At 39.0% G+C, this 21,155-nt stretch carries 14 protein-coding genes, 2 tRNA genes and 3 rRNA genes; 4 read left to right on the forward strand and 15 right to left on the reverse strand.

Translation table 11 applies throughout. The annotated features are described in order from the left end of the window. Positions 1–191: 191 nt before the first annotated feature. The gene (locus CVT07_RS08910) at positions 192–2,189 is read right to left on the reverse strand and encodes a motility associated factor glycosyltransferase family protein (protein ID WP_107936448.1); all 1,998 of its coding nucleotides are present in this window, start codon (positions 2,187–2,189) and stop codon (positions 192–194) included. Next, on the reverse strand, positions 2,186–3,217 hold the full coding sequence (gene pseI / locus CVT07_RS08915; RefSeq protein WP_107936446.1) for a pseudaminic acid synthase: 1,032 nt from the start codon (positions 3,215–3,217) through the stop codon (positions 2,186–2,188). Before pseI ends, CVT07_RS08910 begins: the two co-directional genes overlap by 4 nt. Positions 3,218–3,312: 95 nt before the next feature. On the opposite strand from pseI, the gene CVT07_RS08920 reads away from it, so the two are divergent. Both CVT07_RS08920 and CVT07_RS08925 read left to right on the forward strand, forming a co-directional pair. Further along, the gene (locus tag CVT07_RS08920; protein WP_107936444.1) at positions 3,313–4,005 is read left to right on the forward strand and encodes a methionyl-tRNA formyltransferase; all 693 of its coding nucleotides are present in this window, start codon (positions 3,313–3,315) and stop codon (positions 4,003–4,005) included. Continuing rightward, positions 3,995–4,681 (forward strand): PIG-L deacetylase family protein, encoded by a 687-nt coding sequence (locus CVT07_RS08925; protein WP_107936442.1) that lies wholly within the window; start codon positions 3,995–3,997, stop codon positions 4,679–4,681. The genes CVT07_RS08920 and CVT07_RS08925 overlap by 11 nt, the downstream gene beginning before the upstream one ends. 6 nt (positions 4,682–4,687) lie before the next feature. Here the strand turns inward: CVT07_RS08925 and pseG are convergent, their stop codons facing one another. From pseG to dcd, 6 genes are all read right to left on the reverse strand, one after another. Next, positions 4,688–5,560, reverse strand: a complete 873-nt coding sequence (gene pseG, locus CVT07_RS08930; protein ID WP_107936440.1) for a UDP-2,4-diacetamido-2,4,6-trideoxy-beta-L-altropyranose hydrolase — start codon at positions 5,558–5,560, stop codon at positions 4,688–4,690. Beyond that, positions 5,561–6,241: a pseudaminic acid cytidylyltransferase gene (gene pseF, locus CVT07_RS08935; RefSeq protein WP_107936438.1), complete on the reverse strand. Its 681-nt coding sequence runs from the start codon at positions 6,239–6,241 to the stop codon at positions 5,561–5,563. Positions 6,242–6,244: 3 nt separating this feature from the next. Further along, a complete protein-coding gene (pseC, locus tag CVT07_RS08940) occupies positions 6,245–7,357 on the reverse strand; it encodes a UDP-4-amino-4,6-dideoxy-N-acetyl-beta-L-altrosamine transaminase (protein WP_107936436.1) in 1,113 nt (370 codons plus the stop codon). Further along, entirely contained in the window at positions 7,354–8,349 is a 996-nt protein-coding gene (gene pseB / locus CVT07_RS08945; RefSeq protein ID WP_107936434.1) for a UDP-N-acetylglucosamine 4,6-dehydratase (inverting), read from the reverse strand. The genes pseC and pseB overlap by 4 nt, the downstream gene beginning before the upstream one ends. A gap of 193 nt (positions 8,350–8,542) precedes the next feature. Beyond that, positions 8,543–9,142, reverse strand: coding sequence for a formyltransferase family protein (locus tag CVT07_RS08950; RefSeq protein WP_107936433.1), 600 nt, complete (start codon positions 9,140–9,142; stop codon positions 8,543–8,545). A gap of 10 nt (positions 9,143–9,152) precedes the next feature. Next, complete coding sequence (dcd, locus tag CVT07_RS08955) at positions 9,153–9,713, reverse strand: dCTP deaminase (RefSeq protein WP_002939953.1); 561 nt, start codon at positions 9,711–9,713, stop codon at positions 9,153–9,155. Between the two features lie 123 nt (positions 9,714–9,836). On the opposite strand from dcd, the gene CVT07_RS08960 reads away from it, so the two are divergent. Together CVT07_RS08960 and CVT07_RS08965 are read left to right on the forward strand one after the other, a co-directional pair. Further along, a complete protein-coding gene (locus CVT07_RS08960; protein ID WP_107936431.1) occupies positions 9,837–10,679 on the forward strand; it encodes a DUF3737 family protein in 843 nt (280 codons plus the stop codon). Positions 10,680–10,699: 20 nt separating this feature from the next. Beyond that, on the forward strand, positions 10,700–11,266 hold the full coding sequence (locus CVT07_RS08965) for a YcxB family protein (protein ID WP_196375728.1): 567 nt from the start codon (positions 10,700–10,702) through the stop codon (positions 11,264–11,266). Positions 11,267–11,337: 71 nt separating this feature from the next. On the opposite strand, the gene CVT07_RS08970 is transcribed toward CVT07_RS08965, so the two are convergent. The 7 genes from CVT07_RS08970 to CVT07_RS09000 all read right to left on the reverse strand — a co-directional run bounded on the left by CVT07_RS08970 (position 11,338) and on the right by CVT07_RS09000 (position 21,012). Next, positions 11,338–12,147, reverse strand: a complete 810-nt coding sequence (locus CVT07_RS08970) for an SU10 major capsid protein (RefSeq protein WP_159071299.1) — start codon at positions 12,145–12,147, stop codon at positions 11,338–11,340. Between the two features lie 130 nt (positions 12,148–12,277). Beyond that, a complete protein-coding gene (locus CVT07_RS08975; RefSeq protein WP_159071298.1) occupies positions 12,278–15,316 on the reverse strand; it encodes an LPD23 domain-containing protein in 3,039 nt (1,012 codons plus the stop codon). Between the two features lie 337 nt (positions 15,317–15,653). Beyond that, positions 15,654–15,772, reverse strand: a 5S ribosomal RNA gene (gene rrf, locus CVT07_RS08980). 133 nt (positions 15,773–15,905) lie between these two features. Then, positions 15,906–18,809, reverse strand: a 23S ribosomal RNA gene (locus CVT07_RS08985). A gap of 433 nt (positions 18,810–19,242) precedes the next feature. Beyond that, positions 19,243–19,318 (reverse strand) — tRNA-Ala (locus CVT07_RS08990). Positions 19,319–19,330: 12 nt separating this feature from the next. Beyond that, positions 19,331–19,407: transfer RNA gene (locus CVT07_RS08995), tRNA-Ile, on the reverse strand. Positions 19,408–19,501: 94 nt separating this feature from the next. Next, positions 19,502–21,012, reverse strand: a 16S ribosomal RNA gene (locus tag CVT07_RS09000). The 16S, 23S and 5S rRNA genes sit together here with 2 tRNA genes alongside, the layout of an rRNA operon. Positions 21,013–21,155 lie beyond the last annotated feature (143 nt).

A 21,155-nucleotide genomic window follows, 5' to 3' on the forward strand; every position in this document is an offset into this window, starting at 1 on the left:
TACGCAAACCCCCAGCCCCAAAGCTAGTCTTTGGGGTTTTAAATCTTATAAAATAAAATATATTTAATTCAAAAATATAAATTTGCTAGAGTATAGTTATGTTAATTGAACTTAGATGATTTAATTGGTTTGTGTGTTGAAGGGTATAATATTGTGAGTAAAAGCTTTATTTTACTCACATAGACAAAATTCTATTTTATATTTCCTATCTCATTTTTAATTATTAGCTTTCTTTTTTTAAGCTCTGCAATAAGTGCTTTTGATGCCTTTTTAGTAACCTCAATATCAGCATTTAGACCCCCGGCTGCAGAAAACATCCAGTACTTATGCATATCTACCCACTCAAGTAGCTTATTTATTTTTTGTATAGTTGTGTCGCTTGGCGCTACGGAGATTTTAGCAAGTTCAAGCTCTTGATGATAGACTGAAATTTGTAAAATATTTTCTATATACTTTTGATAGCTTTTTTTTGAAATCACATCTTTTAACTTGTCTATCTTTTTTGTTATTTTAAGAAGTTCGTCATAATGCTTGCTTGTGATTTTGCGTTCTCTATTAAGCTCTAGTAGCTTATCTATAATAGGTACTAGTTCCAAAAATACTTTTTCTATCTGATGTTTTACTTCGCCCTGAACTTTTGTTTTTGCTCGTATTACTTCATAGGCTTTTAGTAAATTTTTATTTATAGTTGCTTCGCTCTCTTTTTTGATATTAGGAAGTTTTTTTACTTTTTTGTCTTTACAAAGCTCACTCATAGTATCCAAAAATGGCTTTTCTATTGTTCCCTCTATCCTAGCACCTCCTTCGGTACAGTTATATGATACTACGTTCACTAAGCTCGATTGGGCAATATCGTTTTCAAACTGGTTTTTGAACAAGGTCCAAACATATGTTGTCCTAACCTCTCCTTCCCCTCCGTAAGCTTTAACATATAAATTTTCATCTGCTTGTGCAAAAGCATGACCCTTTGCATGACTTGATCCATCTTTGCCAAAGGCTAGGTCTTGTCCTATAAAAACGATGTTTTTATGGCCTAATACATAAGCCAACTGATAAGCCATATTTGCACAACTATGCCCAACACCTAGATAGCCATATCTTTTTAGTCCGTACATAAACTCCTCTTGTTGAGGTCTCATAGTTAGTACTAATTTTCTTGGTAAGATGTTTTTGATGGTTTGCTTATGCGTAACAGAGGCAACTATAAAATAAATATTATCATCGATCTTTGGATATTTTTTCTCAAAAAAAGTTGATGTTGGTATCATTCTCTCGATAGATACTACGTAGTCTGGCTTAATATCATGCTTTGCAAGTATCGGATAAGAAGCATCAACGCTTATGATAGTAGCGTACGGGGCAAACTCTTTAAGCGTTTTAAGCTGTTTGTCCAAGCTAGGACCAGTTGAGACAATGACGGCTGTATCCATAAGACCATGTCTTTTTTTTATAAGACTCTTGTAGCTATAATTTTTAATCATAGATGTTAAATTTTCACAGTTTTGCCTTGTTCCTATTAAAAGATCATCTATACTATTGCCGTGAGCAACCACTATCTGAGAAAGTGCTCTTGCGATCTCTTTATTTATCCTTACATAGTCTTCTTCAAACTGATCATAAAAAGGGGCATGAACCATAAGGTCATAAGTTTTAGCATATGAATTTAGCTTGGCTTCTGTTATTAAATAATAAAAATGTGTATAGGTTGCAAAATCAGAATAAAAAAGTACTATTTGTCCGCTTGATAGCTCGCTTGATAGGTCAATAACATTTAATACAAGATATATTATCTCGATCTCTGGCTCAATCACTACTATTTTTTGGTGAGTTTCATTTTTTGCCAATGCCTTATAAAGTACTCCATTGCCTAACCCATAAAAAAATAATATCGGATAACGCTTGTAGTCCTTTTCAATATCTTCAAGTAGCTTTAAAGTATCTGTAACTGGATTATCATATACATATCTAAAAGTGTGTTTGTTTATTAAATTTACATCAATAGGGTCTTTCCCTATAAAAATTTCATAATCTTTATTTGCTTCCATAGACCAAAGCCTAGCTGCTAGAATTTCATCTTGTTGAAAGAGGGCTTGAAGGTTTTTTTTAAAGATTGGGTTTTGAATAATTACCTGATTTTCTTCTAGTGGCATTGGTTTTTGGCTATTCACTTTGCTTTTTTTATCACTCATATCAAATCCTCCTTTGTTATTCTCTCACTAAATTTGATATCTCTTTTTGATGGTTTTCCGATCAGCTCTTTTAAAAATTTAGGGTGAAGACCGTGCCCTGGACGTACACTTCTTATATTTTGATCACTAAAAATTTCACCTTTTTTAATATCTGCACTTGCATAAAGCGAGCGTGAGAAAAAGCGATTAGCTAGTGCTTTTTCACCGACTTCATATGAAATTTCTCCTATAAGCTCCTCGGCCTCTCTAACACACTTTGTCATAAGAGCAAATTCGCTCTCATCAAGGCTAAAAGCACTATCGACACTTTTTACGCTCTTATCAAGTATAAAGTGCTTTTCAATCATTCTAGCGCCAAGGCTAACTGCCACAACTGGGGCTGTCACACCTAAAGTATGGTCTGAAAAACCGACTTCAACACCAAATCTCTCTTTCATATCCTTAATAGTTCGTAAATTCATGCCATTTAATGGCGCTGGATAACTTGATGTGCATTTTAGAAGTGCGATATCGCTATTACCAGCGTTTTTGCAAATTTGAACCACATCGTTGATCTCTTCTTCATATGCAATACCTGTTGAGATAATAGTAGGTCTGCCCTTTTTGGCTACAAACTCTACAAAATCATAGTCCGTCACTTCAAAGCTTGCGATCTTATAGGCTGGTGGATTATATTGCTCTAAAAAATCAGCGTCATCTCTGCAAAAAGGAGTTGAAAAGCAGATGAGGCCTTCTTCTTTGGCTACTCTAAAAAGCTCCGCATGCCACTCTTTTGGAGTTGAGGCCTCGCTATATAGATCGTACAAGTTTCTCTTGTCCCAAAGCCCACCTTTTATGACAAAGTCGTCTAGCTGCGAATTTAGTGTCATGCCGTCTGGAGTATAGGTTTGAAGCTTTATTGCATCAGCCCCAGCACGTTTTGCTGCTTTTATGGTCTCTATGGCTGTTTTTAGGCTGCCGCTGTGATTGGCCGAGAGTTCGGCTATTATAAAGACTTTCTTGTCCGTATCAAAATCTGCTATTTTCATGCGTACTCCTTGCAAAATATATTAAACCGGATTTTATCATAAAATATATCATTGCCTGGTATAATCAAAAAATCATAATTAAAAGAAGCGAAATAATGAAGCAAAAAATTTTAATTGCAACTATAAAAAACTGGAATATAAAAAATTTTAATCTTTTAAAACAAAAATATGAAGATTTTGATTTTTACCTCATAACAGATAAAAAAGATCTAAATATCGACACTGTATTAAAAATAAATCCAAAATTTATATTTTTTCCACACTGGTCTTGGTTTATCCCAGAGAGCATATATCTAAATTTTAAATGTATAGTTTTTCACACTAGTGATCTACCTTTTGGTAGAGGTGGATCGCCTTTACAAAATCTAATCATCCGCCAAATTTACAAGACAAAAATTTCAGCCTTAGAAGCTATCAAAGAGTATGACGCTGGCAAAATTTATCTAAAAGAGGATATAGATATAAGTGCCGGCAGCGCAAAGGAAATTTTTATCAATATTTCAAATATTATTTTTTTTAAAATGATACCTAGAATTTTACTAGAAGATATCACACCCGTTGATCAAGTCGGTGAAGTCGTAAATTTTGAACGCAGAAGGCCTGAGCAGAGCGATCTAAAAACACTCAAACATCCAGACCTAATAAAAATTTATGATTTTATCAGAATGCTAGACGCAGATGGTTACCCAAAGGCATTTTTGGAATTTAAAAAGTATAAAATAGAATTTAGCTCAGTAAAAAACAAGAATAAAAAAATAATAGGAAGGTTTGAAATTTATGAAAAATAAGCGTATATTGATAGTAGCAGCGCATCCTGACGATGAGGTCTTGGGCTGTTTTGGTACTGTGGCAAAACTTATCAAAAGCGGAGAGTACGAAGCGTACACTCTTATACTTGGCGAAGGCAAGACAAGTCGTAGTGATCAAAGAGATGTACTGGATAAGAAAGATGAGATAAGTACACTTAGACAAGAGATACTAAAAGCTAACAAGATAATAGGTATAAAAGATGTATTTATTGAAAATTTTGCAGACAACCGCTTTGATAGCGTTGATCTACTAGATATTGTAAAAAGTATTGAGCAGGTAAAAAAGAATATTCGCCCAGATATAATTTTTACTCATTATAAAAATGACTTAAATATAGACCATAAAATCACATATGAAGCCACGATAACAGCTACAAGACCGATGCAAAACGAAACTGTATCAGAAATTTATAGCTTTGAAATATTATCCTCTACCGAGTGGAACTATCCTTTAAGCTTCTCCCCTGATGTATTTTTTGATATATCGCAGACGCTTGAGTTAAAACAAAAAGCTATGCAAGAGTACAACTCAGAACTTTGTAAATTTCCACATCCAAGAAGCATTGAAGGCATAGAACTAAACGCCAAATATCATGGTATGAGAGTTGGCAAAAAGTACGTTGAGGCATTTAAAAGTGTGAGGATTATAAGATAAAAGGCTTTATAAGCTTAGAAAAATCTCATCTCCAAAATAAGCTTCATATCCATTTTCTTTTAGCCAAGCAAAGATCTCCTTTTGATTATCCGCTACGCAAATGGCTTTAAATTTAGCTCCCAAAACGTAAGCTTCATTTACAAGCGAGCTTGCTGTTATGATGAGCATTTTGGCCTCATTCATTAGCCTTGCTACGTTTTTACTATCTACAAAAAGGCTAAAATTTTCGTTTTTACTTGATAACTCTTTTAGTGCGCTTAAGTTTTTATTTCCGCTAGTTGTGATGATGGCTGTTTTTTGGTTTTTAAGAAGCAGTTTTTCTGAAATTTTAGCGCTTAGCCCTGAGATATCAGTGCCTCCAAGAATGATAGCGTAGTCGTAAATTTTCTCCCTTTTTACCTGCGCTTCTTCATAAAACTCATCTCTAACTAGCAAAAACTCACTCCCGCAAAATACCTCACAGCCTTTTTCTACCAGCCCCTCATATCTTGCCTTTTTCGCATATAAATTTACATTTAAAATGTAGTCTGCAAAATGTTTTTCGTAAGTGTCGTCAAATGATAAAATTTTAACGCCGGTTTTTTCTTTTATAGCTCTTTCATCTTCAAAGCTAAAGCCGTAGTGATCGATAATGAGAAGCTCAAATTTATTATCTTTTATAAGTTCGCAAAGCTCATCTATCTCGCCACTTGTTAAGCTAAATTTAGGGTAGTTTATCTCATCAAAAATGTCACCATCTAGCCTTAAAGATGCAAATGAGATGTTATTAAATTTTTTAGCAAGCAAAAGGTCTCTCCTGATGTGCCCATGCCCTATCTTACTGCTACTATCGGCGCGCACGAGCGTTTTTAGCAGGGGGAGTCCTTTAAATTCTTTCAATCAAATCTTTCCATTATTTATCAAATAAAGCTTCTTAGCAAACTCAAAATCCTCTAGCGTGTCGATGTCGCAAACTAAATTTCTTGGCAATAAATACGCCTTTGAGTGTGGCGCAAACAAAGCACTGCACTCCAGCCAAGCCTCTTTTTTGCCAAAATAAAATGCCCCAGCGTCATGAAATGCAGGCTCAAGGTCTTGCGAGCGTGTCTTTTCAAACTGCGGATAAAACATACTAACTCTAGCATTTTCATCAAGTTTTATCGCCCTTTGTATAGGAAAATCAAACGCAGTCGCTGAAAATAAAAATTTACACTCCTGCTTTTTAAACTCCTCTGCGGCCTCTTTTAAAATTTCAGCCGTTATGAGTGGTGCTGTAGCATAAAGGCAGCAGACATCACTAAAGCTAGAATTTACGCGCCCTATCGCGTCTTTTATCACGTCAGTACTTGTCGCGTAGTCATCGCTTAGGTTTGTATCTCTAAAAAATGGCACACTAGCTCCAAATTCTCTAGCCACATTTGCGATCATTTCATCATCGGTGCTTACGATCACTTCGTTAAAAACTTTAGAATTTAGCGCAGCCTCGATGCTATATGCGATTAAAGGCTTGCCTAAAAAGTCTTTGATGTTTTTGCCAGGTATTCTCTTGCTGCCGCCTCTTGCTGGTATGATGCAGATCATTTTTTACTCGCTAAAGCTTTTTAGCACATCAAAAAGCGTGCTTGCAACAAATTTAGCATCATCCACGCTCATACCATGGTGGCATGGGATACTAAGCTCGGCGCTATAAAATTTCTCCGCATTTGGCAGCGAAATTTCGCCAAGTAGCGCTTTATAAAAGCTAAATTTATATGTTGGCTTGTAATGCACCTGCACACCAACGCCTTTTTGCAAAAGTGCTTCAAAAATTTGCTCTTTTTTATCCCAAAATTTCTCATCCAAAAGCACTGGATATAGGTGCCTTGAGCTAGTTGTATTTGCTGGGATATTTATAGTTTTAAAGTACTCACACCCGCTAAATTTCTCATCATAAAATTTAGCTATCTCATTTCTTTTAGCGATAAAGCCATCCAGCCTTTTTAGCTGGCTAAGCCCCAAAGCGCAGGTTACGTCTGTGATCCTGTAGTTGTATCCAAGTAGGCTCATGTCGCTATCCCAAAGCTTTGTTTTGGTGATGCCGTGGCTTCTATATAGCCTTGCTAGTCTTGCTAGCTCATCGTCGTTTGTAGCAAGCGCGCCGCCCTCAAGCGTGGTGATAGGCTTTACCGGGTGAAAGCTAAATATGCTAATATCAGCCTTAACGCCCACTTTTACGCCGTTTTGCACGCTACCAAGGGCATGAGAGGCGTCGTCTATCACTTTTATGCCGTGCTTTTTGGCTAAATTTATGATCTTATCTAGCTCCACTGGGTTACCGCCGTAATCAACCGCTGTTATCACATTTGTTTTTGGCGTGATTAGAGCTGGAATTTTTTCTTCATCGATGTTGCCATTTGCTTTTACGTCGCAAAATTTGACCTGCGCTCCTGCCATCAAAGCTGCATTTGCAGTGGCTGCAAAGGTGATAGGTGTCGTGATCACTTCATCGCCAGCCTTTACGCCAAGGCTAAGATAGGCTACATGAAGGGCCGAAGTGGCTGAGTTCATAGCGATCACGTGCTTTACGCCAACATACTTTGCCAACTCCTCTTCAAATTTACTGACCTTTTGACCACCTGTTAAGATGTCGTCTCTTAGCGCATCTGCTACTACCTTAATATCTTCTTCTGTGATCTGCTGACGGCTGTAGGGGATCATTTAGCATCTCCTATCATCTCAAGAAGGCCTGCTCTATCGAGCCAAATTTTATTTGTATTTGAGCTATATTCAAAGTCCTCGCTAACTGGTTTGCCCTTTTGATGAAGAGCATTTGTCGAGAAGTCTTGCGCTGTTAAAAACTGGATAGACGGACTAATAACGTAGTAATCATCAAATTCGTATGTAAGATGCGCGTCATCTCTTGAGATCATCATCTCATGCATCTTTTCGCCTGGACGAATACCTATGATCTTGACGCCAAGGTCTGGTGCAAGGGCTTTTGCAAGATCGACCATCGTCATTGACGGGATCTTTGGTATGAAAATTTCGCCGCCTTTCATCCTCTCAAAGTTTTTAAGGACGAAATTTACACCTTGTTCAAGCGTGATCCAAAACCTAGTCATCTTCTCATGCGTGATAGGAAGCTCTTTTTCTCCTTGTGCGATCAGCTTTTTGAAAAGTGGCACTACTGAGCCACGTGAACCAACGACATTTCCATATCTTACGACGCTAAATCTTGTTTTTTTGTCTCCAACAATGTTATTTGCAGCGACAAAGAGCTTGTCGCTGGCTAGCTTTGTAGCTCCATATAAATTTACAGGGTTGCACGCCTTATCAGTTGAGAGTGCGATCACTTTGATAACGCCACACTCCAAAGAGGCGTCGATGACGTTTTGAGCGCCATCTATGTTTGTTTTGATGCACTCCATTGGGTTGTATTCTGCGATTGGTACGTGTTTCATCGCAGCTGCGTGGATGACATAGTCTATGCCGTTCATCGCAGTTCTCAAGCGCTTATAGTCCCTCACATCGCCGATGAAAAAGCGCATGGCCTTGTCTTTAAAGACTTGCGCCATTTCGTATTGCTTTAGCTCGTCGCGTGAGTAGATAACTAGCCTTTTTGGCTTGTATTTTTTTAACAAAATTTCGGTGTACTTTTTACCAAAACTTCCTGTTCCGCCGGTGATCAATATCGATTTGTTGTTAAACATTCCAGTACCTTTTTTGACAGCAGTTTTTGATTTCTAATTATATTATTTTAAAATATTCTCTATAAAAATTCAAGCAAAAGCCGTGCCAAATTTAAACTTTGTTTATCAAAGCTTCGCTCTTTCTAGCTTCTATTTCGTCAAAATTCCGTTAATGTTTAGAGAATACGTACAAAAATTATAAATTTCAAAAACTCTATATGGCTTTATTTTCTTTTAAAATTTCTAAAAATTCTGCTACATTTGTCGCCCAACCATTTTTTAAAAATGGCAATAGTTCATTTTTATCAGTACTTCTATGATATGTACCTTTTCCATCCCATAGACTCTCTTGCGGTATCTTAGGGCAAGTTTTGTTTTTTATGCTGTCCCAATTTTCTTTGAATAGTTGTTTGATGTTTTCTTGAAGGACCTCATAGCTACTTTCAAAAGTATGAAGCTTTGCATCAAAAACAATCTTTTTTTGCACAATAATATTGCCTTTATCTAATTTTGCGGTCATATAATGAATGCTTACTCCATTTGGCGTTCCATCAACAAAAGACCAAAAATTTGGGTCATATCCTCTATTAAATGGCAAAAGTGATGTATGTAAATTTACAGCAGCGTCTTCAAAATGCCTTAGTATTTGCTCTGGCAATATAAATTTATATCTATAGCTGACTATGAAATCAAATTTATTATTTATAACCATATCTTCATCTATTGGATTAGCTGTGCAAAATACGCTATTGCCATCGCTTTCTAAAAATTGGATCAGTTCGGACTCTACACCTAAATATAAAATTTTTGCCATTTTTATCTCTTTATTTCAAAATTCTAGGCAGCGTGATGCCTTCTTGGGCTTGGTATTTGCCGTTTTTATCAGCATAAGTCACCTCGCAAGGCTCATCACCCTCGATAAATAGCACCTGCGCGATGCCCTCGTTTGCATAAATTTTCGCAGGAAGTGGCGTCGTGTTTGAGATCTCTATCGTGATATGCCCCTTAAATCCCGGCTCAAAAGGCGTCACATTTACGATGATGCCGCACCTTGCGTATGTGCTCTTGCCAAGACAGATCGCTAGCACGTTATCAGGCATGTTAAAGTACTCGATCGTGCGCGCTAAAGCAAAAGAATTTGGCGGCACTATACAGACGTCGCCCTTAAAATCAACCACATTTTTCTCATCAAAATTCTTTGGATCAACGACGGTTCCGCCGATGTTTGTGAAAATTTTAAACTCATCGCCCACGCGGATATCGTAGCCATAGCTAGAAACGCCGTAGCTAACGACGCCGCGACCCACTTGCTCCTCGGCAAATGGCACGATCATCTTCTTTTCAACCGACATTTTCCTTATCCAAGAGTCTGATTTTAAACCCATTTTTGCTCCTTTTTTGGGGCGATTATAACGCTTTGCGTCTTTAAAGTAAATTTAATGGCATTTTGCAATAAATTTTGAGAAAATCAGTATAATTTTGAAAGAAAAATTTAATAAAGGACAAAAATGCAAGAGAGAAACGCTGAAATTTTCACTGGAGAACGCGCGATGTTTGGGGCAAAGGGGATAAATTTTATTAACTGCATCTTTGAAGATGGCGAGTCGCCGCTAAAACACAGCTCAAATTTAAAGCTAAATGAGTGCGTTTTTGCCTACAAATATCCACTTTGGTACGCAAGCGACATCACGCTAAATGGCGGATACTTGGAGCCTCTAGCAAGGGCTGGTATGTGGTACAGCACAAATTTAAGCTTCAAAGACGTGGTCATAAATGCGCCAAAAAGCTTTAGAAAAAGCTCGCAAATTTCACTTGAAAATGTAAATTTCTCAGACGCTGCCGAGACACTTTGGGGGTGCGAGGACGTGAAGATAAAAAACGTCTTTGCAAAAGGGGATTACTTTGGGACAAATAGCGAAAATTTGGAGGTTGATGGGCTAAGCTTAGACGGCAACTACTGCTTTGATGGCTGCAAAAACCTTCGCATCACAAACTCAAAGCTCATCTCAAAAGACGCCTTTTGGAACTGCGAAAACGTGGTCGCGCAAAACTGCCTCATCTCAGGCGAATACCTAGCCTGGAACGCTAAAAATGTGACGCTCATAGACTGCACGATAAAGAGCTTGCAAGCGCTTTGCTATGTGGAAAATTTGGTCGTGAAAGATTGCATTTTTATGGATACAAGCCTTGCTTTTGAGTATTCAAGCGTCGATGTGAGCACAAAAAGCAGCATAAAAAGTGTGAAAAATCCAAAAAGCGGCGTCATAAGAGCTGGCAAGATAGAGGAGATCATCATAGACGGCAGCTTGGTTGATGTAAGCAAGATAGAGATCATCACGGATGAAATTTAGACAAAATTTAAAGAAGTAACATGCAAAATGAAAAATTTAGAGCGAAATTTAGTATAAAAAACGATGCTAAATTTAAAAAGCTACTGCGCAAGGTCTCAAGCACCGTCTATAAAAAGAATAAATTTGTATTTTTGATGAGAGCGATCGAGCTGCCATTTGCTGCGCTATGCACAGTAGCTTTGGTTGTGCTTTTTGACATTTTTGAGAACAACTTAACAGTTTTTTTGGATATAACCGACGTCTCTTTTTTGGCAAAAAATTTAGCCATTGTTCTTTGTGTCGGCATAGTCTTGCTCTATATTTATGCGACTATAATTAAACCAGTTTTATTTACTAGAGCCATTTACTCTAAAATCGATGTTGAGCGCGAACAAGAGATCGTTATATATGATGATGAGGTCTTGTTTGTCACAGCGACAAGCACGGTTCATTTTTCGTTTAGTGCGTTTCTTGGTACTTGCGAAACTGATGATTTTGTAGCTTTGATCTTAAAAGAAGGCAGCTTCTTGCAGATCCCAAAAGAGTCGCTAAATGAAAAAGCGCAAGAAATTTTGGAATTTCTAAAAGAAAAGATAGATCAAAATTAGTGAAATACTTTTGGATATTTTGAATTAAAAACCATACAAATTTGCCATGCCAGCAAATTTGTTGGCTGAATTCAAACCAAATTCTCTAAAAATATAGATATTATTGCTTTAATGATGCCAAATATCAATCTTTTAGCGATAAATTTTAATATTAAAATAATTATTTGACGTCTAGAATGATATCTAAACACTATTTTACTAATAGCTGGCTTTAGCTCAGCACCAATAAACACATCTTTTGGAGTTGTGCCTGCATCCCAAATATTTTGAAGTAGTTGTGATAGCACGGTTTCAGTTAGTGCTGCTGGAGTACCTTTCCAATCGCCTGAGCTATCAAATGCTATGACGTTTCCACGCTTACCGCTTGCAAACGCAGCCGCACCTTTAGCCAAGAAGTAAAATAAGCCTGCCATTTCGCCAGCTGTTGCGTCAGTTCTAACGCTCGGTGCTTTAAACACACTCTTTTTAACGTCAGCGTCACGACCAAGACCAAAGATAGCATACTCCATATCTAGCTTATGCTCTTTTGCTCTTTTAGCAGTCTCACGCTCTAGCTCTTTACCGCCATACGTAGCCACTGCTTGCATACTTCTTGAAACACTAACGTTTGAAGTGAAAATTTGCACTGCGTTTGAAGTCTTTTGCACGCTTGATTTGATCTGATCGTCAAAGTCAGAAATTTCTAGCTGTGCGTTTTTCTTTGGGGCAGCTAAGCTGTCAGTTAGAGAGGAGTGCTCTATACCTTTAACACTTGAAGTGCCAATAAGTTTAAGTATAGGCGTCTCATCAGCACCTATTAAAATTATGTTTTCGTAGACTGAGGGCTTTAAGCCTTCTCTTTTTGTAGCTGAGGCTTGAAACCCAGTTGTAGTTATTGCCATTTCTTTGCTCCTTTTATGCAATTTAATGGCAATTTATCATTTGTCGCTGTGTCAAATCTACCCAATTTTGAGAAAATAAAAAATTTTTTACTTGATTTGAAAAAAAGAGCAAGCCCTAAAGATAGGGCTTTTAATTATTTTTGGAGTTTTTAGTAGATATATAGCTAGTTTTTGCACCTTGACTAATTTTATTTTTAGTTAGCCTATTAACTGCTTTAGCTTTTACTCCGTCGCTTATGTCTTTATTTAGTAGCACTTTCTTAACTAAGCCTGCTTTGTCGCTACTTGCGTCTATCGCATCAAGTAGTTTAAGCTTTGGGTTTTCAAACTTCATAGGCTCTTTTAAGTTTCTATCAGAATAAAAGGTTATAATGTCGTTAGAGCTGTAAAGGCTGCTATTTGGGATTATCCCACTTTTGGTGGCTTCATCGGTAGGCTTTAAGGTTGAAGTAATTGAGCGGTCGTCGCTCTCCCTTTTAGCCTGACCGATGACGGCTCTAAATCTTACTCCGTCTTTATCTTCCCACTCATAAATATGTCCGCCCCTTTTATCAATAAAAGGCTCTTTATTCTCTTTTAAATAAGCCCTTATATTTTCACCCAAACTTAAAAGTTCTTGTCTAGTTACATACCCCTCTTTATTTTCATCATTTAGATGCCTTATGCTTATATGTTTAGCCCCCTTGCTTTTGTCGCCTTTTGCATATTTAATAGCATCATCTATTGTGGTTAAATCCTTATAAACTGGCGTTGAGAATTTACCGTTATATGTGACATTATAAATGCCTCTTTTTTCTTTTAGCTCGGGTAGTTTTTTACTGAAATTTACTCCGTCTTCTCTACTTACAAATGTATCATTTGGATTTACATCAAAAGTCTCATGCGGATAAACTCTATCTTTTTTATTTAGGTTGAGCCTATTTTGTACGTTCCTTGCTTCTACCTCGCCATGTATCTTTTGATACGCTTCATACATATCTTTATCAGTGATCGCATTTTTCTCATCTTCTATAGCCCATTTTTTATTTCTTATCTTGTTGTTTGCTTCCCACCCCTTCTTAGAATAAGGCTCTCTTTCTTTTAATAATCTTTGTGCTTCTGGACTATCCTTTAGCCCTTTGTCAAAAAGCTCTATATATGCTTTTTGTAGCGGCTCTTCTTTCTTCCAAGCCTCGTTTGCTATTTTTTCAAGTTTAGCTAGCTCATTCTCATATTTTTTCTCGATTGTTCTTACAGCGGCATTCCATACTATGTCATATTCTCCACCCCTTGCAAAGCCTTCGATGTTTTGTATGGCGTGTTGCACCTCGTGCATAAGCGTAGATTTATCGCCTATGTTGTTTATGGCTATCTCTTTTTTATTAGGGTCATAATATCCTAGGTTTTCTCCTTTTTCGTCGATTATCTTTTTAATTTTTATATCCTTTAACTCAGGATATGCTTTAAATAGCTCTTTATGCTCTAGTAAGTCGCCTAATTTATCTGCGTTTTGATTTTTGATTTTAGCTGGGCTATCATCTATCTCAAACTTCCAAGCGCCATCTTTGTCTTTGTACCAACCAGTGCTTTGCCAAATCTTAACTTCATCTTCGCCTTTTTCTAGCATCGCTTTAGCTTTTGAGAGTTTATTGGCACTAGCATTAAGTGCCTTTTCTCCTGCAAAAGAATTTATACTATTGCTCTTTGCTGATCCATAAATTTTAGTTAATAATTTTGGATTATCTTTTGCCATTTGCGGCATCTTTTTACCAAGTCCAAGAATAGAATTGTAAAGCTCTGGGCTTATGCGTTTAACCGCTGAAGCACTAAATTTTGACCCAAACAATGCATATATAAAACCTTTTGCAAACTCTTCAGGGCTAACATTGCCATTTTCATCGGCACCATTTGCTGTGCCACCAAGTAAGCCACTTGCTATGTGTGGGCTTGCGTTTATTGTTTTAGTGTTTTTGTCTTTTTGTGGTATAATTCCACTATCGCGAGCTAAACGAGCATCTTGCTCCAACTTTAACGCCCCGGCTGGCTTAGTGTGTGAGTGTAGGGCGTTCTCACTAGCTCGCCCTTTCTCATCTAAAAGTGCTTTTGCACCATCCGCCGTTGGCTCTGTGGCTTTGCCAAGAGTGAGCTGTGTGGGAGTAGGCGACCCCACTAGATGAGATTTTTCATTTCTTCTTAAAAGTCTCTTGTTTTCCTTGTCTGCTTTACTTGAATAAGTCGCATGGTTTAGCTTTAAATACTCACTATCATAGTCTTTTTGTATGCCTATTTTGCCAAGCTTGCCATTATCTAAAATTTTGCCTATCAAAGCCGTATTTGGCTCATTATTGTTATAAAAAAACGTCGGATTTTCTTTGACTGCTTTTATTAGTCTAAAAACATCACTTGGCTTAGCAAAAAGTTCCTTGTGCTTTTCATAAAGCTTGGTTAAATCAGCCTTAATTTGTTTATTTGCATTTATTCCTCCAAGCTCTCTCACCCAGTCATCCACGCTAATTTTTACATTTAAATCACTTTTTGGCGCTGGGCTTTCTTTTGTGATAAAATTATCCCCTTTTGTCTCTCCAGTTTGAGCCTCCTCTCTTAACGCCTTTACCTCGTTTTTAAAAGCTTCTAGTAGTTTAGTTGAGTTCTCTGGTGCATCTTTTACCTCTATCTTTTCAAGATTATTAATAACACTTTTTAGATCACCTGCATTATTAATTGCACTTCTTATATGATTTTTTAAAGATGCATCATTGCCTAATACTGGGAGTAGTGATTTTAACCTTTCAATGGCTAAATTTCTCTTCATTGTCATAAGTGCTCCAGTTACTGAATGCCCTATGCCTTGTTGTAGCTCTTTAGCTTTTGGGTTGATAGCTGTTAATTTTTCAAGCAGCGATGACGTGTTATTTAATATAGGAGCTTTTTTGTTTAGCTCCCCCATTATCTCTACCACTCTTTTACTCTCAAACGGAGCATCTTTTAAAGTATTGCTTACTTTAGAAAAGTCAGTTATTCCATCTTTAGTAAATTTTTCTATTACGCCACGGATTAAGTTAGTTTCTAATGCTTCTTGTTCGCTACTGCTTAATCTAGCTGTAAGAGCTTTTAAATCTAAGCCATTTTCTGCGTTAAGAGCTTTTAAAAGTGAATTTGTTATATCGCCACTACTCTTTAGCTCGCCCATTACATCATGGTAAATTTTAGAGTTTTGAAGTTCTTTAAAAAGAGCATATTCGCTCCTTGCTTGTTTTAAAACATCTTTTGCTTTTTGACTAAAAGCTGGGTTATTAAAGGCTTGCTCGGCGACATTATTTATTGAGCTCTGTCTTTACTTTTCAAGTAAAGGATCATATTATCATTAAGCAAAATTAAGTCTAAAGATTTTAAAAACTGGCATAAAAACAAATTTAAAACATAATCAAGCCAATAATCTAAAAAGAAATATAAAAGAAACTTACCATATATAAATAACACTAATAAAAACCAGGATTAATAATATGAAATTAAAGCAGATAAAACAAAGCCCGCAACGACCTACTTTTCCAACATCCCAGTAAGGGAGAGTATCATCAGCCAGGACGAGCTTAGCTTCTTGGTTCGAGATGGAGCAAGGCGTTTCCTCGTCTGTATAGTCACGGGCAGTGTTAAATAAAAGATATACTAGATAAATCTCTTATTTAACACTACAAGATAAAGTTAAAAGTCATAAACAAAGTTTTGTAAAAACATATCTTATTAAGTTTTTATCCTTAACAAGGAAGTGATGCTTATTAAAAGATAAGCAGACGAGCTATTAGTACTGGTCAGCTAAAGGACTTTCATCCATTACACACCCAGCCTATCAAACACATAGTCTATATGAGCTCTTAAAAGAAGATTCATCTTGGAGTTGGCTTCCTGCTTAGATGCTTTCAGCAGTTATCACATCCCAACATAGCTACCGAGCGGTGCCCTTGGCAGGACAACTCGTACACCAGTGGTTGGTTCGACCCGGTCCTCTCGTACTAGGGTCAACTCTCCTCAATCTTCTTACGCCCACGGCAGATAGGGACCGAACTGTCTCACGACGTTCTGAACCCAGCTCGCGTACCGCTTTAAATGGCGAACAGCCATACCCTTGGGACCTGCTCCAGCCCCAGGATGCGATGAGCCGACATCGAGGTGCCAAACCTCCCCGTCGATGTGAGCTCTTGGGGGAGATCAGCCTGTTATCCCCGGGGTACCTTTTATCCTTTGAGCGATGGCCCTTCCACACAGAACCACCGGATCACTAAGACCGACTTTCGTCTCTGCTTGACGTGTATGTCTCGCAGTTAAGCTGGCTTATGCCTTTATACTCTACGAACGATTTCCAACCGTTCTGAGCCAACCTTTGTAAGCCTCCGTTACATTTTGGGAGGCGACCGCCCCAGTCAAACTACCCACCAGACATTGTCCTACTTGAGGATAACTCAAGCTAGTTAGCTATCAGAATAAAAAAGAGCGGTATCTCAACAATGGCTCACCATAAACTGGCGTCTATGGATCAAAGCCTCCCGCCTATCCTGCACATTTTTATCCCAATAGCAGTGTCAAGCTGTAGTAAAGGTCCACGGGGTCTTTCCGTCTTGCCGCGGGTAGGAGGAATTTTCACCTCCACTACAATTTCACTGGATCCCTCTTCGAGACAGCTCCCATCTCGTTACGCCATTCATGCAGGTCGATATTTAATCGACAAGGAATTTCGCTACCTTAGGACCGTTATAGTTACGGCCGCCGTTTACTCGGGCTTCGATCAAACGCTTCGCAGAGCTAACGTCATCAATTAACCTTCGAGCACCGGGCAGGCGTCACACCCTATACATCCTCTTACGAGTTAGCAGAGTGCTGTGTTTTTGGTAAACAGTCGGGAGGGACTCTTTGTTGTAACCTTCAATGCTTACGGAGTAAATCCTTCACAAAGTTAGGCACACCTTATACCGAAGATACGGTGCTATTTTGCAGAGTTCCTTGAAGAGAGTTCTTCCACGCGCCTTAGAATACTCATCCCACCCACCTGTGTCGGTTTACGGTACGGGCAACTATAACTAAACTTAGAAACTTTTCTTGGCTCGACAGTATCAAGAATATACGATCTATTCCGAAGAATTTCACGCACCCACTTGCCTCAGCTTAAAGGAATTCGGATTTGCCTGAATTCCAACCTACACACATGGACCAGCTATTCCATCCGCTGGCTCCTCTAACTCTAAGCGTCCTTCCATCGCACATTATAGTTGGCATTGGAATATTAACCAATTTTCCATCGCATACCCCTTTCGGACTTTGCTTAGGACCCGGCTAACCCTACGATGACGAGCATCGCGTAGGAAACCTTGGGTTTACGGCGTTGGGGATTCTCACCCCAATTATCGCTACTCATGCCTGCATGCTCACTTGTATTCGCTCCAGCACTCCTTACCGGTATACCTTCAACGCAAATACAACGCTCTCCTACCACTTAGTAAAACTAAGTCTAAAGCTTCGGTACTCATTTTAGCCCCGTTATATTTTCCGCGCAGAATCACTAGACCAGTGAGCTATTACGCTTTCTTTAAAGGATGGCTGCTTCTAAGCCAACCTCCTGGTTGTTTAAGTAACTCCACATCGTTTTCCACTTAAATGAGATTTAGGGACCTTAGCTGTTAGTCTGGGTTGTTCCCCTCTCGACGACGGATTTTATCACTCGCCGCCTGACTGCCATGATTATACACTAGGTATTCGGAGTTTGATAGGGTTTGGTACATTGGTGTATGCCCTAGCCCATTCAGTGCTCTACCCCCTAGTATTACTACATGACGCTATACCTAAATATATTTCGGAGAGAACCAGCTATCACGATGTTTGATTGGCCTTTCACCCCTATCCACAAGTCATCCCATAGCTTTTCAACGCTAGCGGGTTCGGTCCTCCACCGGCTCTTACACCGGTTTCAACCTGCTCATGGATAGATCACATCGTTTCGGGTCTGCAACGTCTGACTAAACGCCCTATTAAGACTCGCTTTCGCTACGGCTCCGGGTTTCCTTAACCTCGCCAGACATCACAACTCGCAGGCTCATTATGCAAAAGGCAGTCCATCACCCTGATAAATCATAGGGCTCTGAATGATTGTAAGCAAATGGTTTCAGGTTCTATTTCACTCTGATCACCTCAGTTCTTTTCACCTTTCCCTCACGGTACTTGTGCACTATCGGTCTAGTAGTAGTATTTAGGGTTGGATAGTGGTCTACCCAGCTTCAGACAGAATATCACGTGTTCCGCCCTACTCAGGATACTGCTAAGTAAAACAAAGCTTTCATATACGGGGGTATCACCCTCTGTGCCTAACCTTTCCAGGTTGTTCTATTAGCTAAGTTTAGTCTATAATGCAGTCCTACAACCCCACTAGTAAACTAGTGGTTTGCCCTCTTACGCGTTCGCTCGCCGCTACTAGCGTAATCTCTTTTGATTTCTTTTCCTGAGGGTACTAAGATGTTTCAATTCCCCTCGTTCGCTCCGTTATACGGTAACTAATATCTCTATTAGTTGGGTTGCCCCATTCAGAAATTCCCGGATCAAAGCCCCTTGACGGCTCCCCGAGACTTATCGCAGCCTGGCACGTCTTTCATCGCCTCTACTAGCCAAGGCATCCACCACTTGCTCTTTGTAGCTTACCTTTTCTATATTAGATTATTCTAATTCGCATCACTTCCTTGTTAAAGATAACTTTATGTTACTACATTTAAATTCTAACTCTCAAGACGGAAAGCATTGACTACTATTTAGATAAGTTTTAAATCCTAAATAGATTGTGATGTCAAACTTTTGCATTAAATGCAAAGAGAATAGAAATTTAAATCTTTAACAAGTCCTGTAAAATTGTTTTTAAAACTTGCTTGTGACTATTAACAATATTAATTAAAAGAACATTTAGACTTCGCAGACTAGCAAGCTAGTCTTTACGACCAAAGAGTTACACCCTTTGGAAACCCCTAAAGCACAAAGTTGCTTTCGGCAACTTCGTAATCAATAAAGATTAAGACGTTTAAAAGTCTAAAGTAAATGTTTTTAAAAACACTTAATATAGACTTTTAGTGTTAAACTATTTTATGGTGGAGAATAGCGGGATCGAACCGCTGACCTCCTGCGTGCAAAGCAGGCGCTCTCCCAGCTGAGCTAATTCCCCAATTAAATTCTCTGGTGGGCCTAACAAGACTTGAACTTGTGACCTCACCCTTATCAGGGGTGCACTCTAACCAGCTGAGCTATAGGCCCCTATAGGTCTATCAATCTTTCAAAACTAAACAAGGATGATTGAGAATATCTTTCTTATAGATATCTTGTGAGAGAATATCTATATGTACTCTAGAAAGGAGGTGATCCAACCGCAGGTTCTCCTACGGTTACCTTGTTACGACTTCACCCCAGTCGCTGATTCCACTGTGGACGGTAACTAATTTAGTATTCCGGCTTCGAGTGAAATCAACTCCCATGGTGTGACGGGCGGTGAGTACAAGACCCGGGAACGTATTCACCGTAGCATGGCTGATCTACGATTACTAGCGATTCCGGCTTCATGGAGTCGAGTTGCAGACTCCAATCCGAACTGGGACATATTTTATAGATTTGCTCCATCTCGCGATATTGCTTCTCATTGTATATGCCATTGTAGCACGTGTGTCGCCCCGGACATAAGGGCCATGATGACTTGACGTCGTCCACACCTTCCTCCTCCTTACGAAGGCAGTCTCATTAGAGTGCTCAGCCGAACTGTTAGCAACTAATGACGTGGGTTGCGCTCGTTGCGGGACTTAACCCAACATCTCACGACACGAGCTGACGACAGCCGTGCAGCACCTGTCTTAACATTTCTGCAAGCAGACACTCTTCTATCTCTAGATGATTTGTTAGATATCAAGTCCGGGTAAGGTTCTTCGCGTATCTTCGAATTAAACCACATGCTCCACCGCTTGTGCGGGTCCCCGTCTATTCCTTTGAGTTTTAATCTTGCGACCGTACTCCCCAGGCGGTATACTTAATCCGTTAGGTGCATTACTGCCAAGACTAGCTTAGCAACAACTAGTATACATCGTTTAGGGCGTGGACTACCAGGGTATCTAATCCTGTTTGCTCCCCACGCTTTCACGCATTAGCGTCAGTTGAGTTCCAGCAGATCGCCTTCGCAATGGGTATTCCTGGTGATCTCTACGGATTTTACCCCTACACCACCAATTCCATCTGCCTCTCCCTCACTCTAGATTATCAGTTTCCCAAGCAGTTCTATGGTTAAGCCATAGGATTTCACAAGAGACTTGATAATCCGCCTACGCGTCCTTTACGCCCAGTGATTCCGAGTAACGCTTGCACCCTCCGTATTACCGCGGCTGCTGGCACGGAGTTAGCCGGTGCTTATTCGTTAGGTACCGTCATTGTTCTTCCCTAACAAAAGGAGTTTACGCTCCGAAAAGTGTCATCCTCCACGCGGCGTTGCTGCTTCAGGGTTTCCCCCATTGAGCAATATTCCCTACTGCTGCCTCCCGTAGGAGTCTGGACCGTGTCTCAGTTCCAGTGTGACTGATCATCCTCTCAGACCAGTTATGCGTCATAGCCTTGGTGAGCCATTACCTCACCAACTAGCTGATACAATATAGCCTCATCCTACACCGAAAAACTTTCCCTATCTAACTTATGCTAGAGAGGAGTATAGAGTATTAGCAGTCGTTTCCAACTGTTGTCCTCTAGTGTAGGGCAGATTAGCTATACATTACTCACCCGTGCGCCACTAACTCATAAGAGCAAGCTCTTACTTGTCCGTTCGACTTGCATGTATTAGGCACGCCGCCAGCGTTCACTCTGAGCCAGGATCAAACTCTCCATATTAATTACCTATCTAATAGATAGGATTTTTATTATGAAGTTTTTAATCAAAAAAACTTTTAGTTTTTATATTAGTTTGTCTAATCTATTATTTAATCATAATAGACTGGCTCAATCGATCACTTGTTTAGATTTCAAAGATTGAC

The organism is Campylobacter concisus (assembly GCF_003048875.2).
Taxonomy (GTDB): Bacteria; Campylobacterota; Campylobacteria; order Campylobacterales; family Campylobacteraceae; genus Campylobacter_A; species Campylobacter_A concisus_AU.